Here is a 20,426-nt window from a genome sequence, read left to right as displayed (position 1 = left end):
CCGTTGGAGGACAGGAGCTGCTTGCCAGAAGAGCGAAGAGATGGCTCGGCAAAATTGAAGCACGGGGGATCACTGATTTGTTGCGAATGAACACATTGCCCGCTGGCAGCCATGCATGGGGCTAGAGCATCTGGATGGTTTGAAGATGCGGCCAGGGACTGCAGTACGCGTGTCGTTCGCATGATTTGCTGGCGGGTCCAACAATGGGTGTTGCAGATGTGCATACGGTTGGCGAGTTACGTCCTGTCCGTGATGGCATTCTTCTCAGCGCTATGACTGCGAACGGACAGGAGACCAGCCTTGTCGGCATTTACCAGGGTTCAGAGCTAACCGCGGCCGCCAACCGTCTGGGACAAGGCGGATACGAGCTGTCGGGTGGTACCAAGTGTCTTTCGATAAGTGATACCATAGCAACTGGATCGACATGCGATTTGAAATGTTGACGCAGATGTCGGATGATTTCGGTCTCCTGTGGGGCGCGAGCACCGGCCAACGCGCCGAAAAGGTCCGAATCGACCCAGGTGTGAAACTCGGATTTATTCTGCAAAAGCGACCGACGCCGGCCACGGCGCTTTCTCTCACCGTCGGTTCGATTTTGGGCGGGAACCTGACGGAACAACCTTGCACGGCTGACTATGGCGCCATCGGCGGCTTCCAGACAGCGAATTGTCGTCTGGCCGCGTCGCAACTCCGGCCTGCGGACACGTTGAAATACATGACAAACATCAATCCAAGCCGATTGAAACTCGATCTCCGGTTCAGGGGTAATTCTAGCGATGGTGAAAGGCATAGGCGGTACATTTCGTTGATGAAGAACAATCCAGACAGGAAGTCTATTATGCACAAAACACAATTGTTCCCAGTAGGACTCGTTGCCAGTCTTTTCATGTGCCTGCTGACGGCATCCGGTTTTGCTGGTGATCTCGATGCGGGCGTCAGCGCTAAAGGAACGATCGGAACGCCAACCACGGAAAGCAGTAGCTCAGGCTGCCCACAAAATGCCGACGGCACCTTTTGCTGGATGAGCCCGGATATTGGTGAAGCATGGGCATCGGGCTATACCGGTTCCGGCGTATCGGTGACCGTCGCAGACGACTTCACCAGTGAAATGACACAGTTTGGGGATCTCGGTCATGGCCCCCAATGGCGGCAACATGGGCAATGGGTCACTCAAGTAGCCGGCATGGTCGCGCCTGGCGCAAAGATGATCGAGCTTGACTATTTAGAACCAGTTCCGCTGACGCTGGAGGGTAAGCGCCTCGCCGATTGCCTATGGATTTGGGCTTGACGTTTTCCGGAATCGCCAGGGCATGAGTTCCTCGATCTGGCTCTGCGGATGGCCGTTGATGATGGCGTCGAGAGTTTCGGCGATGTAGGCGACGGGATTGACGTCGTTGAGCCTGCAGGTGGCCACGACGGATGAGAGCAGTGCCCAGTTTTCGGCCCCGACTTCATGGCCAGCAAACAGAGCATTTTTTCTGGTCAAGCATACTGGACGGATGGCGTTTTCGACTGGGTTGGTGTCGAGCTCGAGCCGGCCGTCGTCGAGGAAGCGGGTGAGCCCCTCCCAGTGAGCGAGCCCATAGCGGATGTCTTCGGCCAACCTGGAGCCGGAGGAGATCATCGACAGTTGCTTTTCGAACCATGGTTTCAGGGCGGCGATGATCGGCCTGGAATAATCTTGTCGAGCGGCAAGCCGGACTTGAGGCGATGCGCCGCGCACTGTTGCCTCGATGGCGTAGAGCGCTGCGATCTGGCGTATCGCCGCTTCGGCGATCGGGGACTTGGTGTTGCGCGCCAGCTTCACAAACCGTCGGCGCAGGTGGCTCCAGCAATGGACGAGCAGCCACGGTCCTTGCGGCCGTTCCAGGCGTGTCAGCCGGTCATAGCCCTCATAGGCGTCAACTTGCAGGAACTGTCCGCCGAAGCCTTGAAGGAAGCGTTCGGCATGCTCGCCGCCGCGCCCGGGCGCATAGTGGAACAGCACGATGGGTGGGCCTTGGCCACCATGGCCGCGGTCATCGGAGGCGATTGCCCAGAAGAAGCCCTTCTTGACCTTGCCGCGTCCGGGATCGAGCACCGGCGCGGTGGTCTCGTCCATGAACAGGCGATCCGCGCCGGCCAGATGCCTGCGCATGTGCTCGGCTATCGGCTTGAGATGGAAGCAGGCCCGGCCTGCCCAATTGCCCAGTGTGGCGCGATCCAGTTGGATGCCCTGGCGGGCGTAGATCTCGGCCTGCCGGTAGAACGGCAAATGATCACCGAACTTGGCGACGATGACCTGGGCGATCAGCGCCTCGGTCGGCAGGCCGCCGGGCACGATATGCTCGGGCGCATGCGCCTGCACGACCGCGCTCGAGCAGCGCCGGCAAGCGTATTTCGGGCGGCGCGTGACCAGCACGCGCAACTGCGCCGGGATCACGTCCAGCCGTTCGCTGACGTCCTCGCCGATCCTGGCCATCTCGCCGCAGCCGCACGGGCACAGCGTGCTCTTGGGCTCGATGATCCGTTCCACTCGCGGCAGATGAGCCGGCAAGTGACCACGGTTGCGCAGGCGTGAACCGGACGCGCCGTCCGAACGACCCTGGATGACCCGCTGCGCCTTTTCCTGCGCGGCATCGAGCACGCCCTGCGCGATCTCCACGTCTTCGAGCGGCAGGTGGTATTGATTGGGATGCAGCTTCTCGGACCTGGCGCCGAACTTCTCGTGATTGAGTTGACCGACGATGGTCTCCAGGCGACGCCGCGCCTCTTCGGCCTCAGCCAAGGCAGCCTGGTGCTCGGCCAGGGCCGCTTGCGTCTGGGCCAGGAGCGCCTTCAAACGCTCGTTCTCTTCCTGGAGAACCGTCAGATTCATGCGCTAAATCAAGCACATGAACACCGAGAACGCCATCGAAGACAACGCAGCTGAGTCACTGTGCCACACTCATCCGCCAAGCTGCGGACGCCGTGCCCGCTCGGGGCGAACCAGTCTCCAATCCAGCCCTTCGAACAAGGCCGCGAACATCGCCGGCGACATGCGCATCGGCGAACCTGCGGCCAAACGAACTTCGAACCCTCGAGCCGCTTGTGCACCAGCACCAGTCCGGTGCGATCCCAGACTAAAATCTTGATCCTGTCAGCCCTTTTGGCCCGGAAGACGAAGGCCGCCCCGCAATGCGGTTATGTGGCGCGCCACATAACCGTTCTTATGTGTCGGGTGAGATTATGTGGCGGAGCCGCCCTGACCCCTTTCGGGCCGGCCAAACCCAGCTTGCCTCCGCCACATAATATTTCATGCCTCTCTCATGGCGCGGGATTCCCCTGTGCCACAACGCCGGAGGGGCAGAATGCTCGAGTTCTATTTTTCCTATTGTGGGGTGCTCAAGCGCCTGCGTAGCGGTGCACTCGGTGGCGAGATGGATCGCCTCGCGGAGCATTTTTTCACCCTCGGTTATAAGCGAGCGTCCGCCAAGATTTACTTGAGCCGGATTGCGCGCTTTAGCCAGTTTGCCGCAACGCGCTGTGGTCGGATGCCGATCCATCAAGATGTCGTCGACAGCTATTTATGCACGTTTACTACGGATTCTCCACGCATTGGGGCAGCATCGGCGCTGGGACATGCACGGCGAGTGGCTCCGGAGCGCTTCATTGCTTCCCCTGCCCAAGGTAGATGATGATCCGGATACTCCGCTTCTGGCCTCATTTTCCGACTATTTGCGCAAGGTGCGAGGACTTGAGCCGAAGACCCGCGAAGGCGTTCTTCTGGGAGGCCGCCGCTTTCTGGATTGGTTCCGCCATCACCATCCCGGTCAAGACCTCGAGGCGTTGACGGCTGAGCACGTACTCGCTGCTGTCGAGCATCGGCTGTCGCTATCGGCGACCACCGGCACCCGCACGGCAGCGACTTCTCACATCCGAACATTTCTTCAGTTTTTATGTTGGGCTGGCCACCATGATCAGGATCTCGACCGCGTCGTCCCAAGGACGCCTCATTGGCGTTTGGCGCATTTGCCGCCGCGCCTTGCATGGGATGACGTTCGGCGGGCAATCGATGCGATCGGTGCAACGACGCCGGTCGACATCCGCGATCGAGCCGTCCTGCTGCTACTCGCCACCACGGGCATTCGCAACGGTGAGCTACGCGCCATTCAGCTGCAGGATATCGACTGGCGTGCTGGCGAGGTTTCTGTCCGGCGCACCAAGGGCAAGCGGGATCGGGTGGCGCCGCTGCTCGAGGAGACTGGCGCTGCGCTCGCCGACTACGTCCTGCGCGCTCGACCGAAAGTGGATAGTCCGTATCTGTTCCTGTCCTTCACGCCGCCCGTGGCACCGTTCAAAGGCGCGTCGCCTGTTTCGAGGATCGTGCGGAAGCGGTTGCGACATGGCGGGGTTGAACTCGGGCAGGTCGCAGGTGCGCATCTCCTGCGCCACAGTCTCGCCACCCAGCTCGTCAAGCAGCGAAGGCTGATCAACGAGGTCGCCGATCTCCTGGGACACCGCAGCATCAATACAACGGCGCTGTACGTAAAGGTCGCGACCTCGCAACTTGCCGAGGTCGCACTCCCCTTTCCGGGAGGCGTGGCATGACCGCCTTTGCCCGATTCCTCCGCGAGAAGGCCGAGTGTTACATCGAGCTACGCCACTCCCTCGGCTATGCCTTCAGCAAGCAAGCCGGCACGTTGCGGGCCTTCGTGAGGTACGTTGAGCGCGCTCAGTTCGATGGGCCCGCCACTCGAACGTTGGCGCTGGATTTCGCGCTGTCGTTCAGCGGCGCCGCCAACAGCCGCGTCACTCGTCACGGCGTGCTCCGCCGGTTTTACGAGTATCTCGCCGTCTACGACGCGCGAACCGAAGTCTTGGAGCGCAGGGCTTTCCCCAGATCCAGAGCGATCCCGCCTCCGCGTATTCTCAGCGAGGCCGAGTTGGCATCACTCATCGACGCATGCGCCCGCATTTCGCCTAGCATTCCTCTGCGAGGGCGGACGATGGCGACGCTGATCGGATTGTTGGCGAGTTCGGGGCTGCGATCGGGCGAAGTAGTCGGGCTTGATCGATCCGACGTTGATCTCACCAACGGGGTTCTCCTCGTTCGGAAGACAAAGTTCCGCAAGGATCGTCTCGTTCCAGTTCACACGACAACCCAGGCTGCCCTTGGGTGCTATGCCCGTGAGCGCGACGCCGCTTTCCCCATACCCAAGGATCAGGGCTTCTTCCTCAGTTCCCGGGGCAATCGCCTCTCGGCGACCGGCCTGCAAAACGGCTTTGCCGAGGTCCGTAAACTCGCCGACTTTGATCGCGGTAAGCCGTTAAGGCCGCACGATCTCAGGCACCGATTTGCCGTGACCCGCCTCAGCCTCTGGCACCAACAGCGCTTAGACGTTCAGGCGCTATTGCCTTTGCTCGCCACATATCTCGGCCACGCCAGTTACAGCGACACGGCCTACTACCTCACGGGCTCGGCGGAACTCCTCGCCATCGCGGCTGAGCGTGCCGCCCTCGATGGAGGCGCAGCATGAGCGAAGACCTGCTCCTAGCGCCGCTCCTGGAGTCGTATTTCCGCCGGCGCCTGACCAAGCAGCGGAACGCGACTCCGCGACCGTGGCCAGCTATCGGGACGCCTTGCGCATGCTGATCCTCTTTGCCGCCGCCCGATTGCGGAAGAAGCCCGCCGCCTTGGCGCTCGAAGAGCTTGATCGAGACCTCGTTCTCGCTTTTCTCGACGAACTCGAGGAGAAGCGGAACAATTCCGTCACCACGCGCAACGCCCGCTTGGCCGCGATCCGATCTTTCTTCCACCACGTCGCTGCCGCCGACCCGGCGTCCTTCGGCGTCGCCCAACGCGTGCTGACGATTCCCATTAAACGGACGCACATTGAGGTGACGTACCACCTCACCAAGGCCGAAGTGGACACCCTCATCGCGGCGCCCGATCCAAAGACGCCCCGTGGTCGGCGCGACCGAGCCTTTCTGCTCTTCTTGGCACGGACCGGCGCCCGGGTCTCCGAAGCCACCGGCGTCAACGCAAACGACCTTCAGTTGGAGCGGCCGCACCCACAAGTGCTGCTGCGCGGCAAGGGGCGCAGAGACCGCGTCGTCCCCATTGCTAAGGACCTGGCGCGGGCGCTGACATCCTTGTTGAGCGAGCGCGGGATCGCCCATCACGAGCCGCGACCGATATTCGTCGGCGCCCGCAACGAGCGTCTGACTCGTTTCGGAGCGACCCATATCGTGCGGCGTGCGGCCACCGAGGCCGTGCCTACCAAACCGGCCTTGGCCGACAAGCCCATATCGCCGCACATCTTCCGGCACTCCTCGCCATGAAGCTTCTTCAGTCCGGCGTGGACCTTTTGACGATCCAAGCCTGGCTCGGGCACGCACAGGTCGCCACGACCCACCGCTATGCCACAGCGGATGTCGAGATGATGCGCAATGGACTCGAGAAGGCGGGCATCGAGGGCAATTACGGGGCGCGCTTCCGGCCCACCGATGCCGTTCTCCAACTGCTGAACTCCATCTGAATATTATGTGGCGGAGGCAAGCTGGGTTTGGCCGGCCCGAAAGGGGTCAGGGCGGCTCCGCCACATAATCTCGCCCGACACATAAGAACGGGTCGAGGCCTAGCATCTCCTGCACAGCCAATGCCAATCCGTCCATGCCGCGCCGGAAGTCAACCGGCCGGGTCGCCACGTAGATCTTCAGATCGGCGCCCGGTGCAATCATCGCGAGGCCCGAACCGCTCGGATCACCTGCGACAGCTGCTCGAGGTCAACCGTCGTTCGGATCACCATGTCGTCGATCACGATTTCCACCTTCGCCGGCGCCGATTTCGGTGGCCTCATCGTCCGCTGAGGCGCCGACGATTCTTCCACCATCAGCGGCGCGAACATCGGCGCCATGCTTTCTGGCAGTGCCAGTTGTCCCTGACGAAGGCGACGCCGCCAATCGTAGATCTGCCAGCGGGTCGCGCCATGCTTGCGGGCGACCGCCGCCACCTGCACCCCCGGCATCAGGCTCTCGGCCGCAATCCGGGCTCTGTCGGCCTCCGAGCGAACCCGCCGTCCTGGACCTTCCAGAACCTCGAGCCGGCCTGCGTAGCCAGCTGTTGAGACGTCCAAATGGACGTCGATTTTGCCGTCTGCTCCCATGTAGGCCCTCCGTCTCTCGCGATCGGGGGGATTCTTGGCACATTCACCTCATGCGCCGCACGAGGGGAGCGGCGTGGCGCTTACGAGGGCCTCAATGTCATTAATCTGAGCTATGCCCTTGACGGACCAGCGAGCGGGTACCGGCTCGAACAGTCGATTGTCGATGCGGCTTGGGCGGGTGCTGCGGTCTTCACAAAGGCAGCCGGCAACGGGTCCGTAGCGGTAGGTACCCCGACCGAAGGGAATATTGATTTCCTAGCTCTCGAGCTGACTGGTACGCAATCGACAATCTTTGTGGGTGCGCTCGAGCACAATGGCAGTCCCGAAAACAAGGTAAAGCTCGCCTCCTATTCGAATTACGCCGGTTCAGATTCGGAGGTGCAGAACCACTTCCTCACGGTGGGGGTCGATAGTGACCTAATTGGACTATCCGGGACGTCTATCGCGGCACCCGTGGTTGCAGGCTATGCCGCCATCCTTGGCAGCAAGTTCACGTCCGCAACACCGACACAAATCACCAATCAGCTGCTGGATACAGCCAGGACCGACACGCTCGTCAACTATGATGCGGCGACTTACGGACGCGGGGAGGCCAGCCTTTCGAGGGCATTGGCACCTGTCTCGATCAGGTAGACGAGCACTTCGATCGAGCAGCTGAAACTTCTGTGAGGCGTTGAGCACCACAAAATCGCCTCGCAGAATTCGCCTCAGCAACTGTGCGGTTCCTGCTGGTCCAATCGCAAACAAGAGCCATTGCGTCTTTATCGAAGTCTGTTGGTTTGGCAGTCTGGCTGCTCTCGCAAAGCCGGAAAAAACGCAGATGCCGACCGCGTGTCATCGTAGGTTTCCGAGACGATGGTCGCCTCATTGCAGCATGTCGACATGTGGATCGCTTCGTCTCAATCGCAAAGAAAGCGCTGGAAATCCCCAAGGCTCTGATGGGTGGTCAGAGAGCGCGGCCGACCAATTCAAGCGGCGCTTATGGAACGAGTTTTGTTTGGCTATTTCAGCTGAATGATCGTCGCCGGAGAGAATATGCTGGAAAATTTCGAGCGTTACCCGCTCACCTTTGGACCCACACCCATCGAGAAGCTCGACCGGCTCGGCAAGCATCTGGGCGGCAAGGTGGAGATCTACGCCAAGCGCGAGGACTGCAACTCCGGTCTCGCGTTCGGCGGAAACAAGCTCCGCAAGCTCGAATACATAATCCCCGACGCGATCGCGTCTGATGCCGATACGCTCGTCACAGTCGGCGGCGTGCAGTCCAACCATACGCGCATGGTCGCCGCGGTCGCCGCCAAGATCGGCATGAAATGTCTCCTGGTTCAGGAGAGCTGGGTTCCACATGAGGATGTCGTCTACGACCGGGTCGGCAACATTCTGTTGAGCCGCATCTTGGGCGCGGAGGTGCGCCTGGTTGACGAGGGCTTTGACATCGGCATCCGGCACAGTTGGGAAAAAGCGCTCTATGAGGTCAAGGCGAGGGGCGGCAGACCTTACGCGATACCAGCCGGCGCATCTGTTCACCCGAATGGCGGCCTCGGCTATGTTGGGTTCGCCGAGGAGGTGCGCGCCCAAGAGAAACAGCTTGGGTTTGCCTTCGACTACATTGTCGTTTGCACTGTTACCGGTTCAACGCATGCCGGCATGATCGTCGGGTTCGCCAAGGATGGTCGACAGCGCAACGTGATCGGTATCGATGCCTCTGCCACGCCTGCAAAAACCAAGGCGCAGGTGCTTAGCATTGCCCGGCGTACAGCGACCCTCGTCGAGCTCGGAACGGAACCTGTCGAGGATGACGTGGTGCTGCTCGAAGACTACGCATATCCGCGTTATGGCATTCCATCCGAGGAAACCAAGGAGGCGATCCGCCTGTGCGCTCGGCTCGAGGGCATGATTACCGATCCCGTCTATGAGGGCAAATCGATGCAAGGAATGATCGACCTCGTCCAGAGAGGTTTCTTTCCAGAGGGATCGCGCGTCCTCTATGCCCATCTCGGCGGCGCGCCGGCGATCAACGGTTACGGCTACACTTTTCGCGACGGCTGATGCTCGACAGATCTCCACGTGCTGTGCCTGCCGTAACAGCGCTGCGCCAAGTTTGACCGGAGGCCCGTTGGCAAACCTCAGCGGCCAGCTGTTAACTGCCGCCACGAGGTGGGTCGTGGTCTGGCATGCTTGGCAGTATTTGCCTGTGCTCAATGTGTCCTGGAGCCGCATAAGAAGGGAGAAGACATGGCCGTTTGAGTCATTTTGCGGTGCGGCGATAACCGCCGTAAATTTGATAAATTGTAAGCCACCGAAGCTCTCGCTCCGATGCGGAGGTATCTTCTTGGTCAGGTGTCGAAGCTGTGACCCAAGCGTGCTCGATCTGGTCGTCGGCGAGCACATAGCGGGACCCCCGGCGCAGTGGTGAGCTGGGCCAAGCATGGGCGAGGGAAGAGGCCGCGAGCGTGACAGCGGGCAGATCGGTATCCGACTTAATGAGGCCTTGCCTCATACCTGTAGCGAGCGTCGACGAGACTGTCGTCCCTTCGGCAATTTTGCCCGAAACGGGCGTTCAGCGGCGCGTTGCCTTCGGGCGGGTTCGTCCACCTGGCGCTGTTTTAGACTAGCACTTCGTGCGTGAGGGCTACGACGTAGCTGAGCCGCTGTATACGGGGGTGCGCGCGAGGCGACGATGAGGTCGAGTTGTCCCCCGATCGCCTCTACGTAGCTGTAAGTGTCGATAGATACATATCGGCCTGGTTCTCGATCTTCGAAACAGGGGCTTGCTTGACTTGAGGTCGAGGCAATCTCTGCCTGGCTGCCTGGCTGCCTGGCTGCCTGGCTGCTTGGCTTCCCGGCCGCACGGCGCAGCTCGCCGAGGCTCTCGACGTCCGTCCTTTGACTCTTCGAAACGTGCGTCGACACGCTCCCGGCGCTGCTCAGGGAGGCTGCGATCACGTCATCAAGCTTGCGTTCCATCATTTTCTTCTCTTCTTCGCCGCCGCCGGGCGGGTGAGATCTCCTCTGAAAGCGACCTGATAGCATTTGTTCGATGGCGTGCTGATTTGGTGGCCCGGAATGGGAAGTCGCATCTGGCCATTGCCATCGCCCGCGCGCTCATTCGTGACGGCGGGCGCGGCCGCTTCTTCAGCGCGACCGCACTGCTCGATTATCTCACCCATTATTGCGAGATCATCGAATTCGGACATGAATCCTGGCGCTTTAAGAACCGCGCCTGATCACCACATCGCCCAAGACGATCCGCGCTCGCCGGGCTTCGCAACCCGGACCAGCTCCGCCCTGCGAGCGCTAAGCGCGATGCGCTGCGGCCAAGTTTTACCGGGATAGGAGCGAAAGCTCGCATCCGAGATGTCTTGGAACTGATAACGGTTGCTGCCGATGAGAGCAAAGACCTTGCCGGGCCGACCGGACGTCTGGCTGAGAAACCATGCGGCGGTGCGGCCGGCCTTCCAGTCGTCGGTTCCCACAAAGCCGGTCCGGCTGGCAGCGCATACGTCGCTGACGTAGGCGATCACCGGAACGCCCTTGACGCGCAACTCGTCAATCACCTGGCCGACGAGCGGGTGATCGGCCGATATCACCGCGATTGCATCGGCGCTCTCGCCTATCTTGAGCAGATTGGCAGCGACCGCTTCGGGGGAAGGGTCCTCCTCGAAGAGCACGTCTGGCTCAATAACCGCCTCTGTGCGTCGCGCGGAGGCACCGAGAAGCGCCTCGGCCCAGATCTGACAGAGCGGCCGGTGCGATTGCTACATGAGAAGGCTCAAGTGCCGATGCGGGAGATTGTCCCGCCTGCGTTCGTGCAGCGGCCCCGAACTGCGGAAGCCGATCTGCTGCGCTGCGCTCAAGATGAGGTCGGCCGTCTGCGGTCGCAGTTGCCAGTTCCGTGCAAGAGCCGATTGACCGTGGAAACATTTACGCCCGCGGCTTTCGCCAGATCGGCGATCGTTGGCCTGTTCACCAGCCGCCTCCCATTTTCATTCGTGAATGACGTCTTCCAAGTGCAAATGCATGTCAGCGCAAAAGAGGCGTACGTTTCCGGATCCTTCGAGGAGAGGCCTGACATGTTGCAAGAAATCTCCGCGCCGCCTGACGCCCTATCGGCAAGATTGTTCGGCCGCGGCCGTTTTTCCCGATCGCACCACGCGCTGCGGCTGTGCGATCCGAAGCCGCGCGGCGCGCTGCAACGCGAAGGCGCCAATCTGGCTGACCTCAACGGACAGCGCTTTCGGGACCTCAACAACACTTTCGCCATCCTGATGCATAGGGATGGCTTTGCCCCGGCGCTTGATGCGGTTGCGCGCATGCTTCTTGACGGCAGCCGTCTTTTGAATTCGACGGCACATGACATCGACCTTGCTGAGCTACCTGCTCGATTGTTTTCCGGCGGTCGAGCAGATCCATTTCGTCAACATCGATACTGGGGCTGTGACGATCGCCATCAGAGCGGCGCGCGCATTCATTGGACGCACGAGTATTGCCAGATCGAAGGCGCTTACCAGGAATCCTTTGATCGGGCCAAGGCAGGCCAGCGAGGGATATCCGCAACATCGCTTCGCCGCAGGGTGCCTGCGCCGTGCCGGCTTACGCAGGCGCCGGCATCGATTACCAATGAGGTCGTCATTCGTCGCTTCAATGAGGCCGATGGTGCGGCCATGCTGATTAGGACGTGCATGGACGATCTCCACATAAGGGCGGGCTCGGGCATCAACTGCCTCTCGTCGAAACCACAACCTCTCCGTTTTCTTGGCAGTCCGCTCCACGGTCAATCCGACCGGGATCAAGGATAACAACCGCAGCCTGCTCGCCATTGCGGTGCCAAAACAGCACCACGCGAACGGCGAAGATCATCAAGGTCGATGGTATGGAACAGCCCTTCAAAACGGCATCGAGGGCGTGTACCTTGATCGTGCTTAACACCCAAAGAGAAGGAAGCGATCTATGGAACAGATTGCCACCTTCGGTCTGGATCTGGGCGCTCACGTTCTTTCATGGGCGGTCACGGGTGCCTCTTTGGAGGATCGGAATTGCTCCCATCCTGCTGCGCGAAGATTACACTCGACGCAGGTCCCGCAACCGAAACCCCAGCTATGTCTATGCTCGCGGTTTCCGCTATAGCAGGTGTGGCTTGCTTCGCAGATGAGCTCCACTAGCGCCTCGCCGCCCAACCAATCCGCCAGCGCCCAGGTCTGCGCTTTGTCGCGCCGCATGAGGGGTGTGTGAATGACGAAACGCGTCTCCATTGCATGGTTCAGGGCAAGTTGCATCGCTTTAATTGCGTCATCTCGACAATCCGGGTAGCTGAAACGATCCGTCTCGGACACGCCGATCACGAGGTGTTTCGCGCCGATCCGGTAAGCTGTCGCGGCCGCAAAGCCGAGGAACAAAAGGTTGCGACCAGGGACGAAGGTATTTGTTATCCCGTTCGCGTTCAATGCGATCTCGACGTCGCGCGTGAGCGCGCTATCACTGATTTGACCGAGCACGGTCATGTCAATCATGTGGTCCTCGCCTAGTCGACCACGCCAGGTCGGAAAGTCTGTTCGAATGCGCTCGATCAAGTAAGGCCGCACATCGAGCTCGATCCGATGCCGCTGCCCATAGTCGAAGCCGATTGTCTCGACGCGCTCTAAGTTCTCCAGCGCCCAAGCCAGGCAGGTTGTCGAATCCTGACCGCCGGAGAAAAGGACGAGTGCGGTTCCCGGATCTCGTTGCATCGGGTCAACCCTCGTATTCAGCCCAACACTGCGGTGTCTCATACACTGTCACCGAGCACATTTGGCCAAGAAGCGGCTTGGTTTGGTTCCAGATCCATACCGCAATGTTTTCCGCTGTCGGATTGTCGAGACCCTCAACCTCATTCAGGTACTGATGGTCGAGACGTAGCAGAAGTGGTCCGAACACAGCCTCGACATCGAAAAAATCGATGACAAAGCCCGTGTTTGGGTCGACCGGCCCTTCCAGACGCAGTTCCACACGGTATGAGTGGCCATGCATGCGGTGACAGCGGTGGGTGTCTGGAACGCGCGGAAGACGGTGCGCTGCCTCGAAGGTGAAAGCTTGCGTAATTTTCATGGGATCCCAAGAAGCTTGTGGGTTTGAAGGCTCAAGCGCCAACGTGGGTTGGCAAGACAATAGGCCACTGCGGCGGCAGTATTCGCCTCGCGCTCGGGCCCATCCATCGGCTGAAGCAAAAGGTGCTCAAACTCGAGAACTTCGAAATGTTCGGGCTCCACGCCAATCTGAGGATATACAAGCTTCAGCTCGTCCCCTGCCATGACCACGAGGTGTGCATTGCATTTCGGACTGACGCACAGCCAGTCGATGCCGGCGGGTGTGGAGATGGTACCGTTGGTCTCCACGGCAATTTCAAACCCCAAGGAATGCAGCGCTTCCAGGAGTTCTTCATCGATCTGGAGAAGGGGTTCCCCTCCGGTGAGCACCACAAGACGCTGCCCAGTTCCCGACCCGCGCCAGGCTTGCTCGACCGCCAACGCAAGCTCCCGTGCGGTGGAAAAATGTCCGCCAGCTGGGCCATCTACCCCAACGAAGTCGGTGTCGCAGAATCCGCAGAATGAGCTTTCCCGGTCGCCTTCACGTCCCGACCAAAGGTTACAGCCGGCGAAACGACAGAATATGGCAGCCCGCCCGGCATTTCGTCCTTCACCTTGAAGAGTGTAGAAAATTTCCTTGACGGCATATGACATTGCTTAAGCGGCCTTCGAGTGAGCAAGGGAGCATCTCTGCTGGCTTACGAGACACGGCAATAGGTGGGAAATCTTCCACTGCACGTTTTGCAGGTCGTTCCACCTTCGAGGGCCGTTACCGAAAACCCACTGGCCCGAACTACACGCAGAATCAGGTTGCACCGGGTGGACGCTGCGGGGAAGGCTCTCTGGTTCGTCGAGGCCTACCACCACGGGAAACGCCGCTATCGCGTCGCTCATGGCGATGATGCCTTCACGAGGACGAGGCGTGAGAAGCCCGGCGTCTCCTCGAAAGCCTGCCTCACAGCACGGAAGAACTCGCTCATCAGCCGCAAGCCGCGTTCCAGGATGAGGCGGTCGAGCGATGAGTATGTCGTCTGCGGCGGCAAGGCCCCGAGAAAATCCGCCATGTCCTGGTCGGTGATCTGAAGGGCTTCATCGATGGTCTTGCCGACGATGAATTCGGCAAGCGGCGAGGAAGCGGTTATGGCCGAGCCGCGGCCGAAGGTCTGGAACGTTGCGGCGGAGATCGTCTGCGTCTTACGGTCGAAAGCCATCATCAATTTAAGCCCATCGCCGTAGGCGACCGCGCCGACCTTGCCGGCCGCTTTAGGGATGTCTAAGGCGCCGACATTGTTCGGGTTGATGAAATAGACCTTGTCACTGAACAGGTAGTCGTTGTCGGTGTCACTCCGCATGGCTCCGATCCCTATGATGGCGGCTAGCCGAAGGATTTGCCGCAGGCGTATTTGTCCCGCGCGTTAGGATTGTCGAAGAGAAAGCCCGAGGACTTCAGGTCCGTGACGAAGTCAACGATCATGCCGGCGAGATGGGGCTGGGAGCTTGGGTCGACGAACACCTTGACCCCGTCCGTCTCCATGACCGCTTCCTCCTCGCGCGAGACACTTTCCAGACCCATCAGGTATTTGGGGCCGGCGCAGCGCTCGCATCGACTATGATGCGAAAGTCTTCCGCCGGTTCGTCGGCGCGGGAAAGCGCGGCCTTGACGGCGGCGACGGCGTTTTCAGTGAGTGTGATCATGGGACTATTTTCTTGCTGACACGTTCGCAAGCCACGCTGCACAGAACGTGCCAGCAGGAAAATTCGATTAAAATCTGGGCTAGCGGATTTGGCACCCTGTCTCACATCCAACAATTGTCGGATGTCGGACAGAGCCAAACCTTGTGTACCAAAAAGCGGCATCGGACACATCGCCAGTGTCGTCGCCTGAGCCAGCGCTTTCGATCATGTGAATTTTGACCAGTTTGAGGGTGAGAACTCTTAGTCGTGCTGCGCTCAAAAGCCGCGCCGTCGTCACCACACAGTGCGGTGGCGAACACCGGGGTCGTCGATACCGCTTCGATCGCGCCTTCTCGAAACAGGCGCCATCTGCGTCAGCTCGTGGGTGCCGAACACCACTCGCGTGCTCGGCCCGTGGCCTACAGTGCGGCCGTCACCTCGCGAGGGCCGACTGAGACATTGTAAATGCCGTCAAGCCAGGGGTGGGCCAACGCGCCGCCCTGCGAACGGCGCTATCACCGCCACCGCGGCCACGGCCGCGATTAGAGGCCGCGGCCAGTTCCAGTTCTGTCGCCAGTCGCGGTCTGCTCGTCCGCATCCCAAAACGAAACTCGAGCGAGGTCCGGTCTCGCCGTCACATCGAAGGAGAGAAATCGCTATCTGTCACAGCCACTCGTCGGTAAGGATCCCGTCACGGCCGGCGTAGAGAAATGCCAACGCCTCGTGGTTGCAGGCATGCTGAAAAACCGGTGCGGCTGTGTCAGTCGCCCAGCCAACAACGCCGCCGATGGCGTTTCCGCAAAGGCGGGTACCGACTGTCCCGCTATCCAAAGCGTTGCAACAGATTCGTCAAACAAGTTTACAGACTCTTTGCGAATGCAAGTCGCTGACCATGATACCTTCCCTTTAAGGCAGAGATTGGTCGCAGCTAATCGTCGAAGTCAATCTTTTGGAATGCGTGAATAGAGAACCTGCAGCGTTGATCGCCAGCCGCATACAGCGAGGCCCTTAATGGAAACTGACATTTTCGAAGCTTACGAGTCTAACGTCCGTCGCTATGGGCGATCGTTTCCGACAGTCTTTAAAAAGTCACTTGGGGCGACAATCTGGGACGAGTCCGGCAAACCATTTATCGATTTCCTTGTAGGGTCCGGCGCGCTCAATTACGGTCATAACAACCCGGATATTATTGGGCCGGCAATTAAATATCTCACGGATAAAAATATTATTTTGTCGCTCGATATGTATACAACTGCAAAGCGTGATTTCATCGAAGTGTTCGTCGAGTCGATCCTGAAGCCCCGAGGACTTTCTTACAAGATACAGTTTCCTGGGCCAACCGGGACGAACGCCAACGAAGCGGCGTTGGCGCTGGCGCGAAAATATACCGGCCGCTCGAGTGTCATGGCCTTCACAAATTCGTACCATGGCATGTCGCTCGGCTCCTTGGCGGTGTCGGGTTCAGCGTCAACCAGACAGCTTGGCGGCGTTGCTCGCCACGATGTGATCCGTGTCCCTTACGAGAACTATCCGAACCAAACTTTCGATTCCGCGAGTTACATTGATCACGTGTTGGGCGACCCAGGCAGCGGTATAGAAAAGCCGGCCGCAATCATCCTGGAGCCCATCCAGGCGGAAGGCGGCATGAACACCGCATCCGCACCTTGGCTCTCAGAAATTCAGCGCATTTGCCGTAAGCATGACATTGTTTTCATCATCGATGACATTCAGGCAGGTTCGGGACGAACGGGCGATTTCTTCTCGTTCGAGTTCGCGAAAATCGAGCCCGACATCGTGTGTCTTTCGAAATCGCTAAGCGGTTCAGGTAATCCGTTGTCCATAGTTCTGATTCGCCCCGACATCGACATATGGAAACCGGGAGAACATAGCGGGACCTTTAGAGGCAATAATCTCGCTTTTGTGACTTCCGCGGCCATGTGCAAAATGTGGTCCGATAGGCAGTTTACTAAAGCTGTCGACGGGACGGCCGTCAAACTGCAAGAACACCTCGATCGCCTCGTTGCGAAATTCCCCGAGTGCATCGAACAAAAGCGCGGCCGTGGTCTGATGGCCGGCCTCAAGTGCCGTTCACAGGCCGTTGTTGGCCGTGTGCACGAAGTCGCGTTCGAAAACGGCCTTCTGATCGAGTCCTCGGGGCCAAATCGCGACGTCATCAAGGTCCTTCCGCCGATAACCATCTCAGATGACGAACTCGATCACGGCATTGCCATCCTCGATCTGGCACTTCAGGAGAAAACCAATGGCGACTAACCAAGTACCTCAAACGCCGGCCATCTCGCCTCTTACGATCAAGGAACGAACCGGCTCGATCAGCACTGCGGACATCATATCGGTCCTTAAAGGTGAGATCACGGCTCTTCACATCAAGCAAGGTTTCAGCACCGTAGTAGCTGAGGAGATCACCACGAAGTTTTTTGGCAGCCCCGGTCTCAACGAGCGCAAAGATGGCGTCCCCGGACAATATGTCGGCGCATCCCACTACAGGAAGGATGCAGCCACCTATTTCAAGGAGGCGGAAAATGCGCGGCCGCACGTTGACGCCCTTTTTGGCAATTTAGTTGACCCGGTCCGAGCCCTATTCGACGCGTTGAAGCGCGAGCTTCACAACCAAGGCATTGAATTGCGGCTGGCGCGCTCAGAACACGGTCAGGCGAACGTTTGTCGGGCTCTCAGTTGGACCGGAAGCGGCACATTTTCCTTGGACCCCCACGACGATGTCGCTCAAGTGTTACGTGCTGGGAACGATTACGAGCTTTCTGCGGTGGCGCACAACACCGTCGCAGCACTCAACTTTTATCCCAGCATGCCTGAGGAAGGTGGAAACTTGAGGCTATGGAGTCACAAGCCGACAGTCGCAGATCGAAAGGCGCAGGGTGTGGAGACCACGGGATATCCCTACTCCGCAGCTTATCTCGAGGCCGTGCCTAGTCGCGAAATCCAGCTCAAGGCCGGGGATATCGCGCTACTTGACGGCGGTTTCGTTCATGGGGTTACCGGTCAATCAGACAACGGAAAGCCTCGCGTGCTGCTGAATTGCTTTTTCGGGTTTGCTCGTCCGGATCTTGTTCTCTGGTGGACCTGAATTCGTAATGTATTGGTGGGCCGCGCCAGCGGCAAATTTGTTCGCCAAACGTAGTTCGATGCAAATGCAGGACCCCCCGTTGACGAGGTCCCAACAGCCCTGCCTTTCCATTCGCAGAGATCAGTGACCTTTGAGGCTCTGTCGATGCTCCGCCTGGAAGTGGCCTCTTAGTCACACCAAGCGGGGCACAGTCTTACCGTAAGACCGTATGTCCGCTTCTGCCGGTGAGGTGGCTCGCCCTACACTGCGCGTCCGAGGGTTGCTCGGGCGGGCCGAGCCGATCCTCATCACAGGAGGACGAGCCGTGTCAGATTATAGGGAAGCATTTGTCGGAATCGATGTCGCAAAGCTGAGGAACGCCATCGCGATTGCGGATGCCGGCCGGGAGGGAGAAGTTCGCTTCTTCGGCGAGGTCGACGCCTCGGATGAAAGCATGCGCCGAGTTATCCAGCGGATCGCCAACAGGTTCGATGGAGTCCATTTCTGCTACGAGGCCGGCCCGACCGGCTATGGTCTCTATCGGCTGATCCGTTCGCTAGGTCACGAATGCACCGTAGTCGCTCCGTCGCTGATTCCGAGGAAGCCCAGCGATCGCGTGAAGACAAACCGCCGGGATGCCCTCGGATTGGCCAGGTTGCTGCGCGCTGGCGAACTGACGGCGGTATGGGTTCCCGATGAAGGCCACGAAGCCATGCGGGATCTCGTCCGCGCCCGGGCGGCCGCAGTTGAGACACTTCGGGTCCACCGGCAGCATGTGAGCGCCTTCATGCTCAAGCACGGACGTATCTTTCCGCGCAAAAAGGGCTGGACTATGCGCTATCTCTGCTGGCTGCAGGCGCAGCAGTTCGATCATCCCGCACATCAGATCGCGCTCCAGGAGATGGTCGAGGCGGTTCGCATCTCGAAAGAACGGGCCGAGCGGCTTGAGAGTGTGATCGAGGAGTTCGTTCCAGCCTGGTCGCTGGCGCCGATCGTGCGGGCGCTGCAGACATTACGTGGTGTGGATCTGATCGTTGCCGTGACGTTTGCTACCGAGATTGGCGACGTGCGCCGTTTCGAAAGCCCGCGCCAGCTCATGGGCTATCTTGGCCTTGTTCCTGGTGAGCGGTCGACCGGAGAGACAGTCAGACGGGGCGGTATCACCAAGGCAGGGAATGGCCGCGTTCGTCATATGCTGGTCGAGAGCGCATGGACCTATAGGCATGCGCCGAAGGTCGGCGCGAAGAAGCTGTATCGACTGGAGCAGGCGCCGCCACGGGTGAGAGAGATCGCCTGGAAGGCGCAGGCCCGACTGACGGCCCGCTATCGAATGTTGAGCGGACGAGGCAAGAAGACGACAGTGGTCTGCACCGCGATAGCCCGCGAACTGGTCGGCTTCATGTGGGCTGTTGCCAGGGAGGCGCACGCAACCTGATCTAGTCGCCGCACGCGACACACATCCTTCGCTCATGGGCGGGGGCGGGACCACGGCAGGGGAATGCCCGTCAGACGCTTTGTGGCCGGCAAATCGACCGACCGACGCCCGCAGTAAGATAGGAACAGCCCCGGACGCACAATCGGGAATGCGGCAACCAATCCGCGCATCAGAGCTTGATCACCGACGTCCTTCAGTTCCGCCTCCACCCATGCGCGATCATCAGAATGAACAGCCGACCTCTCGATCGGCCGGACCCGCACGTTCCAAACCTTGACAGCGGACATCAGAGCGGTGTTTCCGGACCACCTTTCGGGAGTGGCCGCGATCTGTGAGGTTGCCGATCCTGTATTGGGATCGGAGATCGGCTTGTGTCTGGACTTGACCTTACGCTTGACCCGGAGCGGCAGCTTCGGCGTTTCGAGGTGATCAACGGTGCTGGCGGTCGGCGTCATTGGTCGGTGGATGACAAGGCGCGGATCATCGCGGAGACGCTGGAGCCGAACGCAATCATTTCCGAGGTCGCCCGTCGGTATGGCCTTAGGCCGCAGCAGGTCTTCGCCTGGCGCCGCGAAGCGCGCAAACAGGCCGCTTCGGTGCAGCAAGATTCTCCTGCCTTTGTGCCGGCGGTTTTGGCGGCGGCGGAACCTGTAGCCAGCCGTTCACCGAAGCAGCGAAAACGGCAAGCCACCCGAGATGCCGGCCTGATCGAGCTTGAGATCGACGGCATCGCGATGCGCGTCGGCCGGGGCGCCGATACCAAGACGGTGGCCGCAGTGATCCGCGCGCTGAAGGCGCCGTCGTGATCGGGCCGACGGGTACGGTCAAGGTCATGGTGGCGACGAAGCCGGTCGACTTCCGCAAGGGTGCGGAGGGATTGGCGGCGCTGGTGCGAGAGACGATGGGGGCCGATCCGTTCTTATGTGTCGGGTGAGATTATGTGGCGGAGCCGCCCTGACCCCTTTCGGGCCGGCCAAACCCAGCTTGCCTCCGCCACATAATATTTCATGCCTCTCTCATGGCGCGGGATTCCCCTGTGCCACAAC

Annotated in this window: 24 protein-coding genes and 2 pseudogenes; 14 read left to right on the top strand and 12 right to left on the bottom strand. The window is 59.9% G+C overall.

The features are described 5' to 3' along the window. Positions 1–424: 424 nt before the first annotated feature. Entirely contained in the window at positions 425–1,288 is an 864-nt protein-coding gene (locus ACVDG8_RS13035) for a hypothetical protein (RefSeq protein WP_447255029.1), read from the top strand. Here ACVDG8_RS13035 and tnpC read toward each other — a convergent pair. Both tnpC and tnpB (ACVDG8_RS13025) read right to left on the bottom strand, forming a co-directional pair. After that, a complete protein-coding gene (gene tnpC / locus ACVDG8_RS13030; protein ID WP_447254985.1) occupies positions 1,271–2,857 on the bottom strand; it encodes an IS66 family transposase in 1,587 nt (528 codons plus the stop codon). The two genes, ACVDG8_RS13035 and tnpC, sit on opposite strands and share 18 nt — an antisense overlap. 8 nt (positions 2,858–2,865) lie before the next feature. Next, on the bottom strand, positions 2,866–3,108 hold the full coding sequence (tnpB, locus tag ACVDG8_RS13025) for an IS66 family insertion sequence element accessory protein TnpB (protein WP_447257321.1): 243 nt from the start codon (positions 3,106–3,108) through the stop codon (positions 2,866–2,868). A 221-nt stretch (positions 3,109–3,329) separates the two neighbouring features. Between tnpB (ACVDG8_RS13025) and ACVDG8_RS13020 the strand changes: the two genes are divergently transcribed. From ACVDG8_RS13020 to ACVDG8_RS13000, 5 genes are all read left to right on the top strand, one after another. Then, positions 3,330–3,656 (top strand): hypothetical protein, encoded by a 327-nt coding sequence (locus ACVDG8_RS13020; RefSeq protein ID WP_455707735.1) that lies wholly within the window; start codon positions 3,330–3,332, stop codon positions 3,654–3,656. Then, the gene (locus ACVDG8_RS13015; protein ID WP_455707734.1) at positions 3,631–4,569 is read left to right on the top strand and encodes a site-specific integrase; all 939 of its coding nucleotides are present in this window, start codon (positions 3,631–3,633) and stop codon (positions 4,567–4,569) included. The genes ACVDG8_RS13020 and ACVDG8_RS13015 overlap by 26 nt, the downstream gene beginning before the upstream one ends. Beyond that, positions 4,566–5,498: a tyrosine-type recombinase/integrase gene (locus ACVDG8_RS13010; RefSeq protein WP_447255007.1), complete on the top strand. Its 933-nt coding sequence runs from the start codon at positions 4,566–4,568 to the stop codon at positions 5,496–5,498. The genes ACVDG8_RS13015 and ACVDG8_RS13010 overlap by 4 nt, the downstream gene beginning before the upstream one ends. Positions 5,499–5,607: 109 nt before the next feature. Then, positions 5,608–6,303, top strand: a complete 696-nt coding sequence (locus ACVDG8_RS13005) for a tyrosine-type recombinase/integrase (RefSeq protein WP_455707733.1) — start codon at positions 5,608–5,610, stop codon at positions 6,301–6,303. Then, a complete protein-coding gene (locus ACVDG8_RS13000; protein WP_455707732.1) occupies positions 6,300–6,500 on the top strand; it encodes a hypothetical protein in 201 nt (66 codons plus the stop codon). Before ACVDG8_RS13005 ends, ACVDG8_RS13000 begins: the two co-directional genes overlap by 4 nt. A gap of 46 nt (positions 6,501–6,546) precedes the next feature. Here ACVDG8_RS13000 and ACVDG8_RS12995 read toward each other — a convergent pair whose 3' ends face one another. Both ACVDG8_RS12995 and tnpA (ACVDG8_RS12990) read right to left on the bottom strand, forming a co-directional pair. Further along, a complete protein-coding gene (locus tag ACVDG8_RS12995; RefSeq protein WP_455707834.1) occupies positions 6,547–6,636 on the bottom strand; it encodes a hypothetical protein in 90 nt (29 codons plus the stop codon). A 62-nt stretch (positions 6,637–6,698) separates the two neighbouring features. Further along, positions 6,699–7,127 (bottom strand): IS66-like element accessory protein TnpA, encoded by a 429-nt coding sequence (gene tnpA, locus ACVDG8_RS12990; RefSeq protein WP_455707731.1) that lies wholly within the window; start codon positions 7,125–7,127, stop codon positions 6,699–6,701. Here tnpA (ACVDG8_RS12990) and ACVDG8_RS12985 point away from each other — a divergent pair. Continuing rightward, the gene (locus ACVDG8_RS12985) at positions 7,098–7,760 is read left to right on the top strand and encodes a S8/S53 family peptidase (RefSeq protein WP_447255025.1); all 663 of its coding nucleotides are present in this window, start codon (positions 7,098–7,100) and stop codon (positions 7,758–7,760) included. The genes tnpA (ACVDG8_RS12990) and ACVDG8_RS12985 overlap by 30 nt on opposite strands. A 402-nt stretch (positions 7,761–8,162) precedes the next feature. Further along, the gene (locus tag ACVDG8_RS12980; protein ID WP_447255024.1) at positions 8,163–9,176 is read left to right on the top strand and encodes a 1-aminocyclopropane-1-carboxylate deaminase; all 1,014 of its coding nucleotides are present in this window, start codon (positions 8,163–8,165) and stop codon (positions 9,174–9,176) included. Positions 9,177–10,093: 917 nt separating this feature from the next. Here ACVDG8_RS12980 and ACVDG8_RS12975 read toward each other — a convergent pair. Both ACVDG8_RS12975 and ACVDG8_RS12970 read right to left on the bottom strand, forming a co-directional pair. Next, positions 10,094–10,324 (bottom strand): hypothetical protein, encoded by a 231-nt coding sequence (locus ACVDG8_RS12975; RefSeq protein ID WP_455707895.1) that lies wholly within the window; start codon positions 10,322–10,324, stop codon positions 10,094–10,096. Positions 10,325–10,354: 30 nt separating this feature from the next. Next, entirely contained in the window at positions 10,355–10,798 is a 444-nt protein-coding gene (locus ACVDG8_RS12970; protein ID WP_455707730.1) for a substrate-binding domain-containing protein, read from the bottom strand. A 111-nt stretch (positions 10,799–10,909) separates the two neighbouring features. Here ACVDG8_RS12970 and ACVDG8_RS12965 point away from each other — a divergent pair, with 111 nt between their 5' ends. Continuing rightward, the gene (locus tag ACVDG8_RS12965) at positions 10,910–11,926 is read left to right on the top strand and encodes a hypothetical protein (protein WP_455707729.1); all 1,017 of its coding nucleotides are present in this window, start codon (positions 10,910–10,912) and stop codon (positions 11,924–11,926) included. A 189-nt stretch (positions 11,927–12,115) separates the two neighbouring features. On the opposite strand, the gene queC is transcribed toward ACVDG8_RS12965, so the two are convergent. The 5 genes and pseudogenes from queC to ACVDG8_RS12940 form a co-directional block, all read right to left on the bottom strand. Next, positions 12,116–12,853 (bottom strand): 7-cyano-7-deazaguanine synthase QueC, encoded by a 738-nt coding sequence (gene queC / locus ACVDG8_RS12960; protein ID WP_447255021.1) that lies wholly within the window; start codon positions 12,851–12,853, stop codon positions 12,116–12,118. A gap of 4 nt (positions 12,854–12,857) precedes the next feature. Further along, positions 12,858–13,211 (bottom strand): 6-carboxytetrahydropterin synthase QueD, encoded by a 354-nt coding sequence (queD, locus tag ACVDG8_RS12955; RefSeq protein WP_447255020.1) that lies wholly within the window; start codon positions 13,209–13,211, stop codon positions 12,858–12,860. Continuing rightward, positions 13,208–13,843 (bottom strand): 7-carboxy-7-deazaguanine synthase, encoded by a 636-nt coding sequence (gene queE / locus ACVDG8_RS12950; protein WP_447255019.1) that lies wholly within the window; start codon positions 13,841–13,843, stop codon positions 13,208–13,210. The genes queD and queE overlap by 4 nt, the downstream gene beginning before the upstream one ends. A 236-nt stretch (positions 13,844–14,079) precedes the next feature. Next, positions 14,080–14,541 carry an iron-sulfur cluster assembly scaffold protein gene (locus ACVDG8_RS12945; RefSeq protein ID WP_447255018.1) on the bottom strand — a complete coding sequence of 154 codons (462 nt, stop codon included), beginning with the start codon at positions 14,539–14,541 and terminating at the stop codon, positions 14,080–14,082. A 23-nt stretch (positions 14,542–14,564) separates the two neighbouring features. Beyond that, positions 14,565–14,884, bottom strand: a pseudogene (locus ACVDG8_RS12940) (iron-sulfur cluster assembly accessory protein). A 990-nt stretch (positions 14,885–15,874) separates the two neighbouring features. Here ACVDG8_RS12940 and ectB point away from each other — a divergent pair. From ectB to ACVDG8_RS12925, 3 genes are all read left to right on the top strand, one after another. After that, positions 15,875–17,134: a diaminobutyrate--2-oxoglutarate transaminase gene (gene ectB / locus ACVDG8_RS12935; RefSeq protein ID WP_447255017.1), complete on the top strand. Its 1,260-nt coding sequence runs from the start codon at positions 15,875–15,877 to the stop codon at positions 17,132–17,134. Continuing rightward, positions 17,124–17,966, top strand: coding sequence for a 2OG-Fe(II)-dependent halogenase WelO5 family protein (locus ACVDG8_RS12930; protein ID WP_447255016.1), 843 nt, complete (start codon positions 17,124–17,126; stop codon positions 17,964–17,966). Before ectB ends, ACVDG8_RS12930 begins: the two co-directional genes overlap by 11 nt. Before the next feature lie 304 nt (positions 17,967–18,270). After that, positions 18,271–19,380, top strand: coding sequence for an IS110 family RNA-guided transposase (locus tag ACVDG8_RS12925; RefSeq protein ID WP_455707728.1), 1,110 nt, complete (start codon positions 18,271–18,273; stop codon positions 19,378–19,380). 32 nt (positions 19,381–19,412) lie between these two features. Here ACVDG8_RS12925 and ACVDG8_RS12920 read toward each other — a convergent pair whose 3' ends face one another. After that, positions 19,413–19,835, bottom strand: coding sequence for a hypothetical protein (locus ACVDG8_RS12920; protein ID WP_447255015.1), 423 nt, complete (start codon positions 19,833–19,835; stop codon positions 19,413–19,415). Between the two features lie 6 nt (positions 19,836–19,841). Between ACVDG8_RS12920 and tnpA (ACVDG8_RS12915) the strand changes: the two genes are divergently transcribed. Together tnpA (ACVDG8_RS12915) and tnpB (ACVDG8_RS12910) are read left to right on the top strand one after the other, a co-directional pair. Continuing rightward, positions 19,842–20,186: an IS66-like element accessory protein TnpA gene (gene tnpA, locus ACVDG8_RS12915; RefSeq protein WP_447255014.1), complete on the top strand. Its 345-nt coding sequence runs from the start codon at positions 19,842–19,844 to the stop codon at positions 20,184–20,186. A 26-nt stretch (positions 20,187–20,212) separates the two neighbouring features. Beyond that, positions 20,213–20,299, top strand: a pseudogene (gene tnpB / locus ACVDG8_RS12910) (IS66 family insertion sequence element accessory protein TnpB); the annotation flags it as partial. Positions 20,300–20,426 lie beyond the last annotated feature (127 nt).

This window comes from Mesorhizobium sp. ORM8.1 (assembly GCF_053005525.2).
This window is presented reverse-complemented; position numbering and strand designations above follow the sequence as displayed.